8 protein-coding genes are annotated in these 19,954 nt (G+C 41.4%); 5 read left to right on the top strand and 3 right to left on the bottom strand.

The annotated features are described in order from the left end of the window. Window positions 1–32 precede the first annotated feature (32 nt). Window positions 33–1,421: an arginine decarboxylase gene (locus ACQY77_RS04270; RefSeq protein ID WP_421939223.1), complete on the bottom strand. Its 1,389-nt coding sequence runs from the start codon at window positions 1,419–1,421 to the stop codon at window positions 33–35. A 629-nt stretch (window positions 1,422–2,050) separates the two neighbouring features. Here ACQY77_RS04270 and ACQY77_RS04265 point away from each other — a divergent pair. The 4 genes from ACQY77_RS04265 (at window position 2,051) to ACQY77_RS04250 (ending at window position 13,666) form a co-directional block, all read left to right on the top strand. Further along, window positions 2,051–3,466: a glycoside hydrolase family 28 protein gene (locus ACQY77_RS04265; RefSeq protein ID WP_421939224.1), complete on the top strand. Its 1,416-nt coding sequence runs from the start codon at window positions 2,051–2,053 to the stop codon at window positions 3,464–3,466. Between the two features lie 13 nt (window positions 3,467–3,479). Next, window positions 3,480–6,875 carry a DUF4450 domain-containing protein gene (locus ACQY77_RS04260; protein ID WP_421939225.1) on the top strand — a complete coding sequence of 1,132 codons (3,396 nt, stop codon included), beginning with the start codon at window positions 3,480–3,482 and terminating at the stop codon, window positions 6,873–6,875. A 12-nt stretch (window positions 6,876–6,887) separates the two neighbouring features. Beyond that, window positions 6,888–11,291, top strand: coding sequence for a hybrid sensor histidine kinase/response regulator transcription factor (locus ACQY77_RS04255; RefSeq protein ID WP_421939226.1), 4,404 nt, complete (start codon window positions 6,888–6,890; stop codon window positions 11,289–11,291). A gap of 221 nt (window positions 11,292–11,512) precedes the next feature. Then, window positions 11,513–13,666: a hypothetical protein gene (locus ACQY77_RS04250; RefSeq protein WP_421939227.1), complete on the top strand. Its 2,154-nt coding sequence runs from the start codon at window positions 11,513–11,515 to the stop codon at window positions 13,664–13,666. 527 nt (window positions 13,667–14,193) lie between these two features. Here the strand turns inward: ACQY77_RS04250 and ctlX are convergent. Together ctlX and ACQY77_RS04240 are read right to left on the bottom strand one after the other, a co-directional pair. Further along, entirely contained in the window at window positions 14,194–15,108 is a 915-nt protein-coding gene (ctlX, locus tag ACQY77_RS04245; protein WP_421939228.1) for a citrulline utilization hydrolase CtlX, read from the bottom strand. Window positions 15,109–15,801: 693 nt separating this feature from the next. Then, window positions 15,802–17,253: an arginine deiminase family protein gene (locus tag ACQY77_RS04240; RefSeq protein ID WP_421939229.1), complete on the bottom strand. Its 1,452-nt coding sequence runs from the start codon at window positions 17,251–17,253 to the stop codon at window positions 15,802–15,804. 765 nt (window positions 17,254–18,018) lie between these two features. On the opposite strand from ACQY77_RS04240, the gene argS reads away from it, so the two are divergent. Continuing rightward, on the top strand, window positions 18,019–19,791 hold the full coding sequence (argS, locus tag ACQY77_RS04235) for an arginine--tRNA ligase (protein ID WP_421939230.1): 1,773 nt from the start codon (window positions 18,019–18,021) through the stop codon (window positions 19,789–19,791). The last annotated feature ends 163 nt before the right edge of the window (window positions 19,792–19,954 follow it).

Here is a 19,954-nt window from a genome sequence, read left to right as displayed (position 1 = left end):
TTGATCCGGTTTTTTTATAAGAAGATTATTTTTTAATAACCCAGTATTTTCAATACCTGTTTACTGTTTTGCTCTTCCCCGAAAACCTCGAAATTGAAGCTTTCATCACGATTTCTGCGAATCAATACGTGTTTCGGGCTAGGTAATAAACAGTGGTGAATACCGCCATATCCACTTAACACTTCCTGATATGCGCCGGTGTGGAAGAAACCTAAATACTGTACCTTACGGGTTTTAGGCATGAACACACTGTTCATGTGGGCTTCCTGGTTGTAATAATCCTGTCCATCGCAGGTAATACCACCTAAGTTAACCCTTTCGTATTCCGCATCCCAGTTATTGATGGGTAAAAGGATATATTTTTGGTTTAATGCCCAAACATCAGGTAAGTTGGTAATGAAAGAACCATCCAACATTAACCATCTTTCTCTGTCGTTTTGTTGTTTACGCCCCAGTACTTTATATAAAATTCCTGAAGCTTCTGCTACAGTATATTTACCAAATTCAGTAATAATATCCGGTTCCATCACATCGTGAATGGCACAGATTTCTTTAATCCTTTTTACGATTTCGTTTACCATGTATTCATAGTCGAAATCAAAAACCAATGAATCTTTAAATGGCATACCACCACCAATATCAAGGGTATCTAAATCAGGATTGATTTTTTTGAACTTGCAATATAAAGTTACATACTTCTCTAACTCGTTCCAGTAATAAGGCGTATCAGAAATACCAGAGTTAATGAAAAAGTGTAATAACTTTACCCTGAAGTTAGGGTTGTGTACAATTTTGTTGTTATAGAAATCAATTACATCTTCCATACGTACACCTAAACGTGAAGTATAGAATTGCGAATCTGGCTGCTCTTCTGCAGCAATACGGATACCTAAATTACAAGGTTCATCCATTTCTACTTCATCATCATAAAGGTTAAACTCTTCCTTGTTATCTAAAACAGGGATGATATTTTTGTAACCATCGTGCAACATATCAATGATATATTGTTTGTATTGATAGGTTTTAAAACCATTACAGATGATCGTAGTGTCTTTGCTTAAAACACCTTTCTTTTCCAAAGCATCAACCATTGGCATATCAAAAGCCGATGATGTTTCTAAGTGGATATTGTTTTTTAAAGCCTCTTCTACAATGTGCTTAAAGTGAGAACTTTTAGTACAATAGCAATATTTATAATCGCCACGGTAGTTGTTCTTTAAAATAGCTGTTTGGAAAAGAATTTTTGCCTGTTGAATCTTCTTGCTTACCAATGGTAAATATGTAAAACGAAGTGGCGTGCCATACGTTTCAATCATTTCCATCAGGTTTAAGTCCTGAAAATATAACTCATCTTCTATTACCTCGAAACCTTCCTGTGGGAAGCCAACGCTGAGGTCAAGAAATTCGGAATAACTCTGCATTTATTAATGATAAATTTTTGCAAAAATGTAATTTTAAATTGATAAAAAGTGGGTATTCAAAATATTTTTAACCTTTACAAATCAAGATGGCAGTAATAACCCATTTTCATTGATTTTTTTACTTCAAGAATATAATTCTGAGGCTTTAGTTTAACGGATTTTAGCGGGTTTTGTTTTGGGAGGGGAATGGGGGAAGGAGGGGATGCCCTTCGACAGGCTCAGGGTGACAGTGGAGGAGGGAATGAGTGGGTGATTGAATGATTGAATGCCCTTCGACAAGCTCAGGGTGACAATGGAGGAGGGAGTGATTGGGTGATTGAATGATTGAATGCCCTTCGACAGGCTCAGGGTGACAATGGAGGAGGGAGTGATTGGGTGATTGAATGCCCTTCGACAAGCTAAGGGTGACAGTGGAGGAGGAATGAGTGGGTGATTGAATGATTGAATGTTTTGCACATCGCCCAATAAACTAATGACTAATGGCTAATGACCAATGAACTATTGATTAATGGCCAAGCAGGACAATGCAGGATGGTTCTATTTGCTATTGTATTTATATTAACCTTTTATATGCAGGTTAAACGGTGCGTTTACCTGTTGCTGATAACCAAATATATTCTGAAGAAACTATGAAACGCTTGTTTTTACTGATGCTAGGTGCATTTTTAGTGAATGCCTATTGTTTTGCCCAACCTGTTGCTCCATCATGGACAAGCAAAGTTGGGAATCGAAATAAGATTTTTAAAACCCATAAATATAAGGTTAACGATTACGGAGCCATTGGCGATGGTAAAAATTTGGCTACCAAAGCTATTCAGAAGGCTATTGATGCCTGTGCTTCAAAAGGTGGTGGGCTGGTTGTATTTGCACCAGGCGAATACCTTACTGGTTCATTATTTATTAAATCTGGCGTAAATTTACAGGTTGATAAAGGTGTAACCTTATTAGGGAGCCAGAATATTAGCGATTACCCCGAAATAGACACTCGCGTGGCCGGAATAGAAATGCGCTGGCCGGCAGCCTTAATTAACCTTCAAAATGTTGAAAAAGCAGGGATTTCAGGTACTGGATTAATTAATGCTCAAGGAAAGCCCTTTTGGGACATGTACTGGGCCATGCGAAAGGATTATGATGCCAAAGGTTTAAGGTGGATTGTAGATTACGATGCAAAAAGGCCCAGAACCCTTCTTGTAGAAGCCTCAAAGGATGTAGAAATCAAAGGTATTACCTTACAACAGGCAGGATTTTGGACTGTTCAGGTGCTTTATTCGCAGTATGTAACCGTAGATGGAATTACCATCCAAAATAATATAGGTGGGCATGGCCCGAGCACGGATGGGATAGATATCGATTCCTCTTCCTGGATTTTAGTCCAAAACTGTGATATTGATTGCAATGATGATAACTTCTGTTTAAAAGCAGGTCGCGATTGGGATGGACTGCGTGTTAACCGCCCGACCGAATATGTGGTGATTCGCAACAGTATCGCCCGTAAAGGGGCAGGTATGCTTACTTTAGGCAGTGAAACTTCGGGTTGTATCCGCCATGTATGGGCTACGGGATTAACGGGCTTCGGTACCGGAAATGCCCTGAACATCAAATCGGCTAAAACCAGGGGAGGTATTGTCGAAGATTGTTATTTCGGGAATATTACCATGAATGGTGGTGGTAACGTTATTCAGGTAAACCCCAACTGGAATCCAACTTACAGTTACTCAACCTTACCTGCCGGATATCATCCAGATTCCATTCCTCCCCATTGGACAAAATTATTAAATCATGTAGAGCCTGCATCAAAGGGAATCCCAACTTTTCGCAATATTTATGTTTACAATGTAAAAGCTACTGGTGTTAAGAAAGCCCTAAATGCCATTGGCGTTCAAACCACTGTTTTGAGCAATTTTAAGCTTAGCAATTTAGACGTGTCATCGGCAACTGCCGGAACCATAGATTTTGGCCAGGACTGGACATTCGAAAATATTAAAATCAATGCCGCAGACGGGACAAAATTAGAGGTGAAGAATTCAGTAAATGTAAAGCCATAATCAGCAAATAGAAATGAAGCATTTTTATTCTCTAATTGGCCTTTGTTTACTGGCAGGTTCAATCACTGCACAAGAACTTTATCCGCCTCAGTTACCTCCGAACAACTGGCATGATGAGGCCCGCGAGTTGCGCTACCACCCTGAAGGAAGGGATTTTGTAATCCGTAACGGAACCAGAAGGTTTAACCGGGCGCTTTATGGTACACATACTGCGTTTAGAGTGGAGGCGGGCGATCTTCCTGAATTTGCTTTATATATGCCGGGTCTGGGTGGAAACCTGCAGTTGGGTTTGTTGGGCAATGGACAAAGTAAATGGTTAATCCGGGCAGAAAATGTGGTAGCCAGGTATCGGCCCGGAACCATGCACTACCTCATCAAAGACCCTTTGTTAGGTAAAGGAAGCTTAACTTTAGAAGTACTTGCACTGAGTAAGGCAGAAGGCCTGGTTATTAAAGCCCGATTTGAAAATGTGCCACAAGCAGTAAAACTATTCTGGGCATTTGGGGGCGCGAGCGATAAAAAATTTAGCCGGAGTGGCGATATGGGGCCAGATCCTGAATCCGTTTTTTACCTCCACAAAGAGAATTGCAAAAACAACCTGTTTACCTTGAAGGAAAATGGCTTTACATTAAAGTATGGTAAAGATAAATCACTCACAGGAAGCTTTCCAGGTTCTGAGTTAAAGCTTGCAGATGCGACAGCAAAAGATGCTCCGGCTGCACTTAAAAATTCGGTCGGAAAAGATTTTCCGGTAGTGGTTGGAGAAAGGCTGGTTGAAAATGCAAAGGATTTTTACTTTTTAATTCAAAATCCTGAAAATAACCTCAGTCCGAAAGATTGGAAACCTGCAGATCAATTTCTGCAAGCAGAGCAGGTACGTAAAGCCTTAGCCAACCGCATTGTGGTAAATACACCAGATGCTTATATCAATACGGTAGGTGGTGCTTTGGCAATTGCTGCTGATGCGATTTGGGAATCGCCATCCTATATGCACGGTGCAATAGGCTGGCGCATGCGTTTAAATGGCTGGCGCGGTCCTTATGCAGCAGATCCCTTGGGTTGGCATGATCGGGCAAGGACGCATTTCAGCGCGTATGCGAAATCGCAGGTGATTAGTCCCGAAAGTGGTCCGGTAGTGCCAGATACGGCTTTAAATTTTGCCCGATCAAAAGAGAAATTAGGAACAGCCATGTTTAGCAAGGGCTATATCAGCAGGGATCCTGATGGTAAGTCGCTTCGACCACATCATTATGATATGAACCTGGTTTACATCGATCAATTGCTATGGCATTTTAACTGGACCGGCGATTTAGCTTATGCCAAAGAAATGTGGCCTGTTATTCAGCGTCATTTGGCCTGGGAGAAAAGGGTATTTGACGCTGATAATGATGGTTTATATGATGCATATGCCGCAATTTGGGCAAGTGATGCCCTTCAATATAGCGGTGGTGCGGTAACCCATAGTTCGGCTTATAATTACCGTTCGAATATTATGGCAGCTAAAATTGCCCGTTTATTGAAAGAAGATCCTTCAGCCTATCAGAATGAAGCCACTAAAATATTAAAGGCAATTAACCAGCAGCTCTGGATGCCTGAAAAAGGATGGTTTGCCGAGTATAAAGATGCGATGGGATTAGGTCAAAAACATCCTTCCGCAGGTTTATGGACCATTTACCACAGCATTGATTCTGATGTGCCAGATGCTTTCCAGGCCTGGCAAAGTTTACGCTATATAGATACGCAGCTCCCGCACATTCCAGTTAGGGCAAAAGGTTTAGTTGATCATCAATACTATGCCCTGGCTACAACCAATTGGATGCCTTACCAATGGTCGTTAAATAATGTAGTATTGGCCGAAAACACGCATACTGCTTTAGCTTACTGGCAAGCTGGCCGAATAGATGAAGCTTATAAAATTTGGAAGAGTGAAATTCTGGCCAGTATGTACTTAGGAGGAAGCCCGGGTAACTTTGTGCAGATTTCTCATTACGATGCCAATAGAGGAGAAGCTTATCGTGATTTTGCCGATCCTGTAGGGATAAATGCAAGGGCTTTGGTTGAAGGCCTTTTCGGCATTGTTCCCGATGCATTAGGCGGAACACTAAACCTCAGGCCTGGCTTACCGGGTAGCTGGGATCATGCTGCGCTGGAAATCCCTGATGTAAACTTTAAGTTTAAAAGGACCGGCAGAAAGGAGGAGTATTGGATTAAGCCCCGACTGCAAAAGAAATTAAGGTTTAAAATGCGCTTAAGGGCCCGTGGTGTAAATGCTGGCATGTTATTGGTTAACGGGAAACAGCTGAAATGGAAAAATGTAGACCAGGCCATTGGATATCCCGAAATTGAATTCGAAGCAGCAGCAGCCCAGGATTATCACATTACCATAAACTGGGAAGGAACATTAAATCCGGCACCCGCAGTAAAAGATATTTATCATACTGGCGAAGCATTAGCATTAGACTTTAAAGGAAGTCAGATTGACAGCATTAAAGATCCGCAGGAAATCTTAAAAAGTGTTAGCTTTTCAAAAGGTAAATTAAATGCTGTATTAAAAGATAAATCTGGCGACCGTACCTTTTTTGTTAAACTAAGAGATGGTCGTTTTTCTTACTGGTATCCGGTTTGTTTTCAGTTAGTTGCTGCAAAACAAAAGGAGCCTGTTCCATTAGATTTAAGTGCTGCCGACTGGAAGGGAAAAACATTTGAACCGATTGATCTTTCTGCTTATTTCAATGATCAGATCAGCCATATTTTTAAAAACAAATACCTTAGTCCGCGACCGCAAACCACCACGCTGCAGCTGCCTTTACAAGGTATTGGCGATTGGCCTCATCCCGATGCGCATTCAGATATTAATGATGCCGGACTGAGGACTTTGGCAGGTGCATCGAATCAGATCAGACTTTCTTCGGGTGTGTTATGGAACAGTCCTTCAAATCCTTCGGCAAAAAATATTATTTACACTTCCCAATGGGATAATTATCCAAAAGAGCTGAAGATTCCGGTAGCAGGACAAGCAAGTGCAGTATTTTTTCTGCTGGCAGGCTCAACAAATCCCATGCAGAGCAGAATGGACAATGGCTTAATTACGGTAGGTTATACCGACGGTACTGCAGATACCCTGGCCTTAAGAAATCCGGAGAATTGGTGGCCAATAGAACAGGATTTATACACAGATGGCTTTGCCTTTAACACGGGTGCTGACCGGCCATTACGCATTCACCTAAAAACCGGATTAATTGTGCCGGGAAACGAAGGAAAAGAATGGAATGGCAAAACGATACCCGGAGGTGCCGCAACAGGTTTAGGTATACGCCTGAATAAAGATAAAATCCTGTCAGAAATTAAATTAAACACTTTGAGTAATGATGTGGTGATTGGATTGATTGGTGTTACGCTGTTACGATAAAAAGATTAACCGATGAAGGGGATATTGAAAAGGTTTTTAGGAACTGGCATACTGTTGTTGTGTGTTTTAGGGGTTTTTGCCCAGCTAAACAGCAATATTACACGCTATTCTACCGAAGATGGTCTTTCACATGATGGTGTACTCTGTATTACCAAAGATCGTGATGGCTTTATGTGGTTCGGTACTTTTGACGGGATTAACCGTTTTGACGGGCATAACTTTGTTGTTTACAAAAGCAGGCCGGGCGATACTTCCAACCTGCTCAGTAATAAGATTAAGAGCATTGTAGAAGATCATATGGGTTACCTGTGGATTCAAACATTTGATCATAAGATTTATCGCTTTGATAAGCAGACAGAGCAGTTTACTGCCATTTCAGATGGCGCTTTCAAACATTTGTTTAACGATCAGGTGGTGGTAGACGAGATGATTGCCGATGATGAAAACGGGATATGGTTGAAGACACAAGCACAGGGCTTGTATTACGTTTTTAATAAGCCTTCCGGCGAACCTGTGGTTCAACATTATGGTAAAAGCAGTGGCAGCGGTTTTCAGCTCAATGGTAATCTTCCACAGTTTATTTATCAGGCTGGCGGAGGTAAAATCTGGATAGGTACAGAAGGCGGACTTAACTGTTTGCAAACCAAAGGCGATCGAAGATACAGGCGCATAGCCTTTCTGCCTGCGGTAGAAAAATTATTGGCAGCAAATGCCTTTAGTTGTTATGCAGCCAAAAATTACCGCTTGTACTTTGGAACCGAAAACGGCAAGCTTTTAATCTACAATCTGCACAAAAAAACATTTCAGCTTAAAAATATTTTCCCCGGGGTTCGTTTTAATGCCATGTGTTATTCCGGAACAGGAAATTTATATATCAGTACAACAAAAAAAGGTTTGCTAACCGTTAATCCTTCAAATTTTAAAACACAACTTTCAGGTCTTTTTCCAGGTGATACCTACTTTAGTTTGTTTGAAGATAAATACAGCAGGCTTTGGATTGAGCCAGAAGAAACCGGAATCATTAAATACGAGCCTGGTAAACGCAGTTATAAGTTTTACAGTCAGCAAAAGGATTTTACCAGTTCTGGTAGAGGATATGGTGTACAAATGGATGCCAAGGGGGTGCTGTGGATCAGGATGAAGGCAGGGGGCTTCGGTTATTACGATTCGGCCCGGGATGAAGTAGCCTATTTTTACGACCAGCCAGGAAGCAATCAACAGCAGTTTTCCAATATTTTAACCAGTATTTACATTGATCCTTCGGGGGTAATCTGGTTGAGTGGAAAAGATGGAGGAATTAATAAAATTGTTTCGCTTGCCGATAAGTTCAATTATAAAAATCTGGTCAATCAGCCTAAAATCCGTTCCGCCAATGAAGTCAGGGCGATGATGAAAGACACCAGGGGAAGGCTTTGGATTTGCTCTAAAGATGGCAAAGTAAGGGTTTTGGATCGGGGACAGGAAGTATCGGTATTGCCGGCAGGATATGATTTAGGTTTAGTATATACGATACTGGAAGACAGCAAAAAAAATGTCTGGTTAGGTACTAAAGGAAATGGCATTTTCAAAGCCAGGCCAATTACAGCAGATGGTAGGCGGTATGAATTACAGCACTTTGCCAATGATAAACATAACCCCGGCAGCTTGAGTAGTAATCTGGTGTATTCCATCATTGAAGACCGCAAATCCCGTATTTGGGTGGGTACATTGGGTGGGGGAATTAATCTCCTGAGCGGAACACCAGATCAGCCCAGATTTGAAAATTATAATAATGGCTTTAAAACATATCCTTTTTCCTGGGCAAAGGTTATCCGGCATCTTTGTGAAGATGAAGAGGGCAGAATCTGGATTGCCACGAGTAACGGACTGCTCCTTTTTAATCCGGACGTCAAAGTGAGGGGAGAATACCAGTTTGATGCTTACCGAAAAGTGAGGGGCGAGCGCAACAGTATTGGTAGCAATAGCGTGCAGTTTGTATATAAGCAACCAAACGGGCAGATGTGGGTGGCTACTTTTGGCGGGGGCTTAAATCAGGTGGTTGCTGCTCCAAATGCTCCTGGTAAAATTGGTTTTAAATCTTTTACAACCGTCAACGGGCTTTCTAATGATGTTGTGCTGAGTATTACCAGCGATAAAAAAGGTAAACTTTGGTTGGCTACAGAAAATGGTTTATCCCAGTTCGACCCCCAACACCAGACATTTAAAAATTTCGATTCGCATGATGGCTTACCGAAAACAGGTTTTGCCGAGGCAACAGCCTTTACCGATAGCAATGGAAAACTTTATTTTGGGTGTATTGACGGGTATATCGCATTCGATCCGGACCGTGTAGCCGATCAGAAAATGCAATCGAAAATGGCCATTACCCGCCTGCAGCTATATTACAAAGATATGTTGCCGCAAACAGAAGGCTCACCCTTGCAACAAGCTATTAATGAAACAGATGAGTTGACTTTGGCTTATGATCAGAATGTAATCAGCCTGGATTATGCTGTTTTAGATTACAGGGCCAGTAATAAAATTACGTATGCATATAAATTAGAGGGTTTTGATAAAATATGGCACCTGGTGAATGATCAGCGTAGGGCAACTTACACCAATATTCCACCAGGGAATTACACATTTAAGGTTAAATCGACCAGTAAAGATCTTTTTACGGTATTGCCGGAGAAAACATTGAAGATCAGGGTTTTATCACCATTTTATTTAACCTGGTGGGCTTATCTGGCCTATGCCTTACTGGCTATAGTTGCATTTCTTTTTACCAGACGGATCATTATCACCATGATTAAGCTGCGGAATAAAGTGCTGGTAGAGCAAAAGCTGACAGAAGTTAAACTGGCCTTTTTTACCAATATTTCGCACGAACTGAGAACACCACTCACGTTAATTGTTAATCCGCTGGCAGAAATATCTAAAACAGAACAACTTTCTAATAAGGGAAGAGAATACCTGGAAGTGATTAACAGAAATGCCAACCGAATGATTCGTTTCATAAACCAATTGCTGGATTTTAGAAAAGTACAGGAAGGAAAAGTGCAGTTGCATATCGTAGAAGTAGATTTAACTAAATTAATCAACGAAATAGCTGCTCATTTTACCGCCATGGCAGAAGAAAAGCAGATCCGGTTTGAATACCCTAATCCACAAAGTGGGATGACGGCTTGGGTAGACGAAGAGAAAATAGACATTATCCTTTACAATCTCCTGTCCAATGCATTTAAGTTTACGCCAAACGGGAGGGCCATTACCATTTCTCTGAGCGAGATTGCAGATACTGCTGAACTTGAGCTTATGGTAAAAGATGAGGGCAGAGGTGTGGCTAATGATAAACTGGAAGAAATTTTTGATGTTTATTATGAGGGGCATACCACATCAGATAATCATTTGAAAGGAACAGGCATTGGTTTGGGCTTAGCACGTGCGCTGGCCGAAAGCCAGCAGGCCAGATTGTGGGCAGAACACAATCCGGCAGGAGGATTGATTTTTAAATTGCGAATCAAATCTGGTCATGCGCATTTTGATCAGCGCGATATAGACCTGTCAGCACATGCCGATTTGCAAAACCTGATTCCGGTTGAATATCAATCAGAAAGCCAGTTGTCAGCAGAAAGCATGCTTTCAGACCATCAGATGCCTCACATTCTTTTGGTAGAGGATAACCCTGATTTACGGGATTTTCTAAGTTTAAAACTTCAGGGTTTATATCGTTTAAGTACAGCACCTGATGGCTTGGAAGGACTAAAAATGGCCGAATCGCTATTGCCGGATTTGATTATCAGTGATGTGATGATGCCGAATTTAGATGGTATCCAGATGCTTGATCAAATCAGGCAACATGAATTAACAAGCCACATTCCGGTGATTCTTTTAACTGCCCGGTCATCCGTTCAACATCAGATAGAAGGATTAAAATATGGTGCTGATTTGTATCTCACCAAACCTTTTCACGCCGATTTTTTGATCGCTTCAATTCAGAACCTGATCCAATCGCGTAAAAGATTGTATGAGCAATTATCGGCCGGACTGGATAAAAAAATCATGAAACTTGAGCCTTCAGAGGTGGTAATCACTTCGAGGGATGAACAATTTTTAAAACAAGCCATTGATATTGTAGAAGCCGGGATGCAAAATCCCGAATTCAATATTGATGATGTAGCAGTAGCGATTGGTATGGGGCGTACAACTTTCTACAAGAAACTTAAAAGCCTTTCTTCATTAAGTCCGGTAGAGTTTGTAAGAGATATGCGCTTAAAACGCAGTAAACAATTGCTGGATAGTGGATCATACACCGTTTCTGATGCAGCTTACCTGGCTGGATTTAACAGTCTGTCTTATTTTAGTACCTGCTTTAAAGATCAATATAAGATGACTCCTTCGGCCTATTTAAAAACGATTAAAACGATTCCTATTTAGGGGGAAAATATTCAATAAAATAATCTCAAGAAGAGGGACTGCAAAATAGCATTCCATTTAAGTATCCAGCGCAATTGGTTGCATATACATCATTAAGATTAGGTGAGGCATGTTTCTTAATTTTCCTTAACTTATCAATGTTAAAGCATTTATCAATTATAGATAGCTTTTTGTCAATTTTTGAAACTGTAGAATAGCCCTTAAACATAGTTTTGTTAGTTATGAAAATGATCAGCATATTTTTTCAGCGAACGCTACTTACGTTTCTATTATCAGGTACAATTTCTTTAACTGTTGTTCAGGCACAAATTAATCGCGAAGCGGTAGTTAAGCGGCATCGCGTTTCGGTAAAAGCCATGAATGATCTGGCTTCTTTGTCAGTGGGTAATGGTAAGTTTGCGTTTACTGTTGATGCTACCGGGCTTCAAACTTTTCCGGATTTTTATGCCAAAGGTGTGCCATTGGGTACGCAGAGCGAGTGGGCCTGGGATACATTTAAAAATGTAAACCATTATAAAATTGAAGAAGCATACCAATATTACAATCAGTATGGTCGTAAAGTTCCATATACTGTTCAATTAAACGAACCTGAAAGAGCGAAAGGAGCAACAAACTTTTTCAGGCAGAATGTACACCGTTTGCAATTGGGCAATGTAGGGCTGGAGCTGATCAGAAGAAATGGTCAGGCTGCTAAACCTGGCGACATTAAAAACATCCGTCAGCAACTCGACCCCTGGACAGGAGAAATCAGCAGCAGCTTTACATTTGAGGGCGTGCCGGTATCGGTCATTACTGTTGCGCATCAGGAAAGCGACCTGATTGCCGCAAATATTCAATCGTCACTCATCAGGCAAGGCCGATTAAAAGTTAAGATTCGTTATCCATATCCAACCGGAGACTGGACAGATGTGGGCAATAACTTTGCAAACATCAATCAGCACCAAACCATCATTACGCAAAATGGTGCACATGCCGCCACCATTAAACACCAGCTGGATTCTGCGATATATTTTACCGATTTTTCCTGGTTAGGTAAGGCAACACTTAAAACCAGATCGGCTCATTTTTTTGTGCTTTCGCCTGACCAGCATTCTTCGCAATTCAGTTTTAGCTTTTTGTTTACAGCGGGTGGTAAGTCTGGTAATATTCCCGGTTTTAAGCAAACACAGGAAAATAGTTACACCAGCTGGAAGCAGTTTTGGATGAGTGGCGCCGCGGTAGATTTTGCAGGGAGTACCGATCCAAGGGCAAATGAATTAGAACGACGCATCATTTTATCGCAGTACCTCACTAAGATTCAATGCGCAGGAAATTTCCCTCCGCAAGAAACCGGCTTAACCTATAACAGCTGGTATGGTAAACCGCATTTGGAGATGCATTGGTGGCATGGGCTTCATTTTGCACTTTGGGGCCGATCAGCAATACTGACTAAAAGTGCCGACTGGTATTTTAAAGTGAAAAGTAAAGCAGAGAAAATTGCAAAAGTTCAGGGTTTTGAGGGTGCCCGGTGGCAGAAAATGACCGATAACAACGGAAATGAAAGCCCATCATCTATTGGTGCTATGCTCATTTGGCAACAGCCACACATCATTACTTTTACAGAACTTTTGTATCGCGAAAATAAGGATGAGAAAGTGCTGCAGAAATATAAAGATTTGGTATTTGCAACAGCAGATTTTATGGCTTCTTTTGCACATTACGATCCCTTAAAGAAGAAATATATGCTTGGTCCGGGATTAATACCTGCTCAGGAACGTTTTAAAGCCGATAGTACTTTTAATCCAACATACGAGCTGGCGTATTGGCAATGGGCTTTAAAAACTGCTCAGCAATGGCGTGTGCGCCTGGGGATGTCTCGAAATGCCAAATGGGATGATGTCGCCCAAAACCTGGCAGCTCTTCCGGTAAAGGATGGGGTTTATCTGGCTACAGAAAGCGCACAGGATTCTTATACCAATCCTGTGTTTAAAACCGACCATCCTTCAGTTTTGGGTACTTTCGGAATGCTTCCTGCAACAGAACTGCTTGATCAGACTGTTATGCGCAAAACATTTGATCTGGTTTGGAATACCTGGACCTGGAGCGATACCTGGGGCTGGGATTTCCCGATGACTGCTATGACTGCCACCAGACTGGGGATGCCCGAAAAGGCTGTTGATGCCTTGATGATGAACATTAAAACCAATACCTATCTCGTTAACGGACACAATTACCAGGACGATAGATTACGGATTTACCTGCCCGGAAACGGAGGTTTATTAAGTGCCATTGCGCTGATGTGTGCGGGTTGGGAGGGCAACACCATTGAAAATCCCGGCTTTCCAAAAAATGGTAAATGGAAAGTGAAATGGGAGGGAATGCAGAAGATGTTTTAATTTTGGAATGATGGAATGCCCTTCGACAGGCTCAGGGTGACAGGGGGGGGTGAATGAGTGAATTAGTGAATTAGTGAATGATAGAATGATGGAATGATTGAATGCCCTTCGACGGGCTCAGGGTGACAATGGAGGAGTGGGAGGTCCTTCGATAGGCTCAGGATGACAATTTGGAGGTGTATGATAGGATGATAGAATGCCCTTCGACAGGCTCAGGGTGACAGGGGGGGTGAATGAGTGAATGATAGAATGATAGAATGCCCTTCGACGGGCTCAGGGTGACAATTTGGAGGTGTATGATAGGATGATAGAATGCCCTTCGACAGGCTCAGGGTGACAGGGGGGGAATGAGTGAATGATAGAATGATTGAGTGTCCTTCGACGGGCTCAGGGTGACAATGGAGGTTGAATGCCTTCCGACAAGCTCAGGGGGGATAGTAGAGGAGTTCTCTGCGATCAACCCAATACACTACTGCCTATTGCCCAATGAACCAATGACTAAAAACTAATGACTAATGAACTATTGCCTATTGCCTCAGCGGAAGATGTACCTCTGCGAGCATGCACCTGGCACTGCCACCACCATTTTGTTCGATAGTATAAAGCGGGGAATGAATAATGCGGGCATATTTTTCTAATGCAGCAATCTGTTCTGTATTTAAGGAAAGGTAGGCTTGTTCTGAAATGATTAACAGGGATTCGCCTGCTTTACCTGCCACTTGCAGCATGTTCCCGGCAAATTTATTCATCTGATCGATACTGATCTCTATCACTTCCTTGCCCGATCCGGCTAAACTTCTTTTAACCATTTCTCTATCCATGGCATCCGGAATGGCGGCTAAGCAAATTACAGCAAAGCGATCACCGATGCACATCATCACATTGGTATGGTAAATTGGGAAACCCTCGCCATCTACAGCTTCAAAATAAACAGGTTTGTAGCCACTCAACATGCAGAAATTGCTTAAAACATCAACATCCGTTCTCACACTGATACAGGCATAGGCAACCTTATTTTCGCGATCTAAAACCATGCTCCCTGTTCCTTCTAAAAACTGATTCTGAAACTCATAAAAGCTGAGGTCGCTCACATGGCTCACATCGAATTTCTCATTTAAGGTATCTAAAATGTCTTTCCTGCGCTCCAGTCTCCTGTTTTCCGAAAACATGGGATACAGGAAGGTAGAACCATCTTCATGAAAAGAAACCCAGTTGTTGGGGAAAATAGAATCTGGTTTTTCCGGCATTAAAGTATCATCAATTACCGTAACATCTACTCCGTTGTTGCGCAATAAAGCTACAAAATCATCAAACTCTTTTAAAGCTTTATCCTGTACATCATCTTGTTCCGAGGCCACTTGAAATTTATTATTTTCGGCTGTCTGCACATTAAATTTAAAGTCTACCGGACGAATCATGAGGATGTGGTTGGTAATTTGCATGGGTTTGAAGTGTTGTTTGTTGTTGAATTGTTTAATTGCTGAATTGTTTAATCGTTTATGCATGTTGCCAACTGCCAACCGAAGGTTTAACTGTCTAATTGCTCAACTGTTTAATTGTTTGTGCATGTTTGCCAACTGTCAACTGCCAACTGAAAACTGCCAACTGAAAGTTTAACTGTCTAATTGCTTAACTGTTTAATTGTTTGTGCATGTTTGCCAACTGCCAACTGCTAACTGCTAACTGAAAACTGCATTCCGCTTTTCAAAAAACAAAGATAAAAAAAATGACCGTTCATGATTAACACGAACGGCCTATTGTATTGGGACGCTTTATATTTTCTTATATAGAAGAGCTTAGCATGATTTCGATGGTTGAAGTTAGTAACAAAAAAGCCAGGTTTTGTTACCAAACTCTACGCAAACGTTTGACTAAACCCATCGGTTTGTGATCAAATGGTCAGGGATACAACTTCCTTTATACCAAGAGAAAGGAGTAAGTTGTAAATCGGGGAGTAGTATATTGAATTTCAGTGAGATATACTTTACGCAAACGTTTGTTTGCTGATTGAATGATTGAATGAGTGGATGATTGAATGATTGAATTAGTGAATGGGTGGGTTTTTACGCCCAGCCCAATGTCCAATTAACCACTTAACTACTGCCCAGTATACCAATGCCTACTGAACCAATAAACTAACGAACCAAATCATCTCTCCAAATGGGTAAACTCATACAGTGGAAACCGCCACGTGCACGGGATAATTCTGCCGAAGGCATCAGGATTAAAGTATCGGTAATGGTTTCGATATCTACCCTGCCACTTTCTAAATCCTGGATTAAATCTTTCACATCAACAATGTTGAAACCAGCACTTTTAAAAGCTTCGACGGTTTTGTCGTTACGGTCGTAACCCAATACCACGCCTTCTTTCAGGGCCAAAAGGTTACAGGAATCTGTCCATTGCTCTCTCGAATCGTAAGGAAACAGGTTGTTACCGCTGTAGATAATCTGCGTTGGTTCGGTACTTCCCAAATCTACCTGACTAATTTCATTTAGTAAGGCTTCAACATGTTCGAAATGTTTAGGCTCCTGTGGATTGGCTTTAGTGAACTGTATTGCGGTGGTAGCCTCTAGTTTTTCGGGCTCTTTTAAAAAGTTAATGGGTTCGTAAGGATTATATTTAGGTGAATGGGCAATGGAATTTAATATGACCCAGGTATTGCGTTTAACCTGCGTAAATACAGTATCCAGGTGCATATAATCTCTTTTGCTCGGAATTTTTACAACCGTAACCTTCTCTACCACGTCATTTTCAAACAAGAGTTTAATGGCTTCATTGGCACCATGCTCTGATGTTCGCTCGCTGCAGCCAATTAATACGTGGTTCGGGCTTACCATCATCACATCGCCACCTTCTAAAGTGGTACTGAAAGCAGGTTCATCTCCCGGACGCAAAAAGTGCATGGTAACATCCGGAATTTCGAGCATATGTTCACGATAGCCTTCAAATATGGGATGATTGAAGAATATATAGCGCATCAACAAGGTTTCTCTAACGCGGGCTTTTTTTGCTGGCTTGTTTAATAAGATGTAATTGTTAATGGTTGTGCCCACATCCCTGGTAAAGATGAGGTTCGGGATAGGAGCAAAGATCATTTCATCATTGGCCAGCGTACCAGAGATGAATATTTCTGCCAGTTGTTTCGGGTCGGTATCGGCCAATTGCAACTGCACTTTGTAGGTACAGCCTTCAATGGCACATACGGCGGCAACTAATTTCTTGCGAATAGATTCTTGAGCCAGGATTTCGCTCAATAAGTTCTGAATCTCAATAACAGCATCAGAATTATGGAAATCGGGATGGTTGGGTTTGTAAAAGCTGCGGTTGCTTTCTTCTGAATCTATTTCAGCGAGTTTTCCCTTAATTTTTTGCGGATCAAGGAAATACATCAATAATTTAACATAATAATCGTACTCACCTTTACGGATGGTATCCAGGTGAACAATATCTTCGAAAAGCCAATCCTGGGCTTTGGATGGAACTACTTTTCCTAAACCACTATCCGGACTATGGATCAATAATTTTCTTAATCTGCCGATCTCAGTATTTACATTTACCTTGAAATTGTTGTTCTGTTCGCTCATATATAAGTTAGTTGTTACAAAGCTATCAGAATTTCACGGAGAATCAAGCTTGATTTTGAGGGTGCACTTTAGTATCAAGTATTTAGTACAAAGTACCTAGTATTTAGTATCAAGTATCAAGACTGGGAGCCAATCGGCATTTTAGTTAACCACCTGAGGCACCTAAGGCAACTAAGCCTGTTTGGCGACCTGGTATGTACCATAGGCCTCGGACTCCGGACCTCCGACCTCGGACTTCTTTTAGTATCAAGTATTTATTTAGTATCAAGTATTTAGTATTTAGTATCAAGTATCAAGACTGGGAGCCAATCGACTTTTTAGTTAACCAGCTAAGGCATCTAAGGCAACTAAGCCTGTTTGGCTACATGGTATGTACCATAGGCCCCGGACTCCGGACCTCCGACCCCGGACTTTTCTTAGTATCAAGTATTTAGTGTCAAGTATCAAGACTGGGAGCCAATCGGCAATTTATTTAACCACCTAAGGCACCTAAGGCAACTAAGCCTGTTTGGCGACTTGGTATGTACCATAGGCCTCGGACTCCGGACCTCCGACCTCGGACTTTTTTTAGTATCAAGTATTTAGTATCAAGTATCAAGACTGGGAGTCAAGCAGCTTTTTATTTTTAACCACCTAAGGCAGTTAAGCAATTAAACAGTTCAACAATTAAACAATTAATCTTTGCTGCTTTATATTTTCGGACACCCGCCTTCGGACTTTCTTCGTTGCGCTTTACTCTTTCAGCTTTAATCGCTATTTTTGGCCATGAATTTTATTATTACTGCCGCACAGAAAGCCGTTCTGGAACTTTATGGTACAGAAGTGGACGAAAGCGTGATCAATATACAAGAAACCCGTAAAGAATTTGAAGGTCAGGTAACTATCGTTGTATTTCCAGTTACTAAGTTTTCTAAGAAATCGCCAGAACAAACGGCTACCGAAATCGGTACTTACCTGCAAAATAACGTTGCCGAAGTAACGAATTTCAATGTAGTAAAGGGATTTTTAAACTTAAGTCTGGCCGAGCAATATTTCTTAAACCTCTTTAACGAACAGGTGTTAGCCGCAGATTTTGGCATTATTCCGCCGAATGGCAAAAAGGTAATGGTAGAATATTCTTCACCCAATACCAATAAACCCTTACACTTAGGCCACGTTCGGAACAACTTATTGGGTTATTCGGTTTCCGAGCTCCTTAAAGCCAATGGCTATGATGTGGTTAAAGTGAACCTGGTAAACGACAGAGGGATTCACATTTGTAAATCGATGCTGGCCTGGCAGAACTGGGGTAATAACGAAACGCCGGAAAGTTCGGGCCTGAAAGGCGATCACCTGGTAGGGAAATACTATGTTATTTTCGATAAAGAATACAAAAAAGAAATAGAAGCATTAAAGGTTGAGGGACAAACAGAAGAGGAAGCGAAAAAGAATGCCCCGTTAATTAAAGCGGCTCAAAATATGCTTCAACAGTGGGAAGCAGGTGATGCTGTGGTGATTGCCCTTTGGGAGAAAATGAACGGCTGGGTGTACGATGGTTTCAATGTAACTTATAAAGCCTTAGGGGTTGATTTTGATAAATTCTATTACGAAAGCAATACTTATCTGCTGGGTAAGGATACCGTTGAAGAAGGTTTAGCTAAGGGTGTCTTCTTTAAAAAGGAAGATGGTTCGGTGTGGATCGATTTAACAGCCGATGGTTTAGACCAGAAGCTGGTGCTTCGTGCAGATGGAACCTCCGTTTACATCACCCAGGATTTAGGCACAGCCGAAATGAAATACGATGATTTCGGAATGGATGAATCTATTTATGTGGTCGGTAACGAGCAGGATTATCACTTTAAGGTGCTTTTCCTGATTTTAGAAAAGTTAGGAAAAAGCTGGGCCAAAGGTTTATACCATCTTTCTTATGGGATGGTAGATTTGCCTAACGGTAAAATGAAAAGCCGTGAAGGAACAGTAGTAGATGCTGATGATTTAATTGCCAGCATGGTGACTACAGCCCGCGAGAAGACAGTGGAGCTGGGTAAAATAAACGATTTTTCTGAAGCCGAAAGAGAAGAACTTTACCACAATATCGGTTTAGGGGCATTAAAATATTTCCTGCTTAAAGTAGAACCAAAGAAACGCTTATTGTTCAACCCGGCAGAGAGTATCGATTTTCAGGGCCATACCGGACCATTTATTCAGTATACGCATGCGCGGATCAAATCATTGCTGAGCAAGGCTGAGTATCAGTTTGCAGTGGGCAGTGCTGAGTTTTCGGGGATTATGGATGTAGAGTTAGAGATGATTCAGCTGTTGGCAAAATATCCTGAAGAGTTGGCTATTGCAGCGAAGGCTTATAGTCCGGCAAGTTTGGCGAATTATCTATATGAACTGGCCAAATTATTCAATAAGTTTTACCATGAAGTACCGCCGATAGTTAAAACAGAGGCAGGTGAAGCGAAGCAGTTCCGCTTAAACCTTTGCAAGAAAACAGCAGATATTATCCATTCGGGGATGAAAATTCTGGGCATTACTTCGCCAGAACGGATGTAATGTAAAAAATCTCTGGTCCGTGAACCACGGACCAGAATCGTTTAACAGGCTTTTATTTTAATCCGAAGGAGTTAAGATTCTGGTTGTTTTTGTAACAAAAAGCTCTTAGCCCCGGATATACGGAATTATTATCGCATTATACATTAATAAAGCGCTATCTCTG

The sequence above is a fragment of the Pedobacter sp. genome (assembly GCF_965279535.1).
GTDB lineage: Bacteria > Bacteroidota > Bacteroidia > Sphingobacteriales > Sphingobacteriaceae > Pedobacter.
Note: the sequence above shows the minus strand (reverse complement) of the source record. Positions and strands in the feature narration are given on the sequence as shown.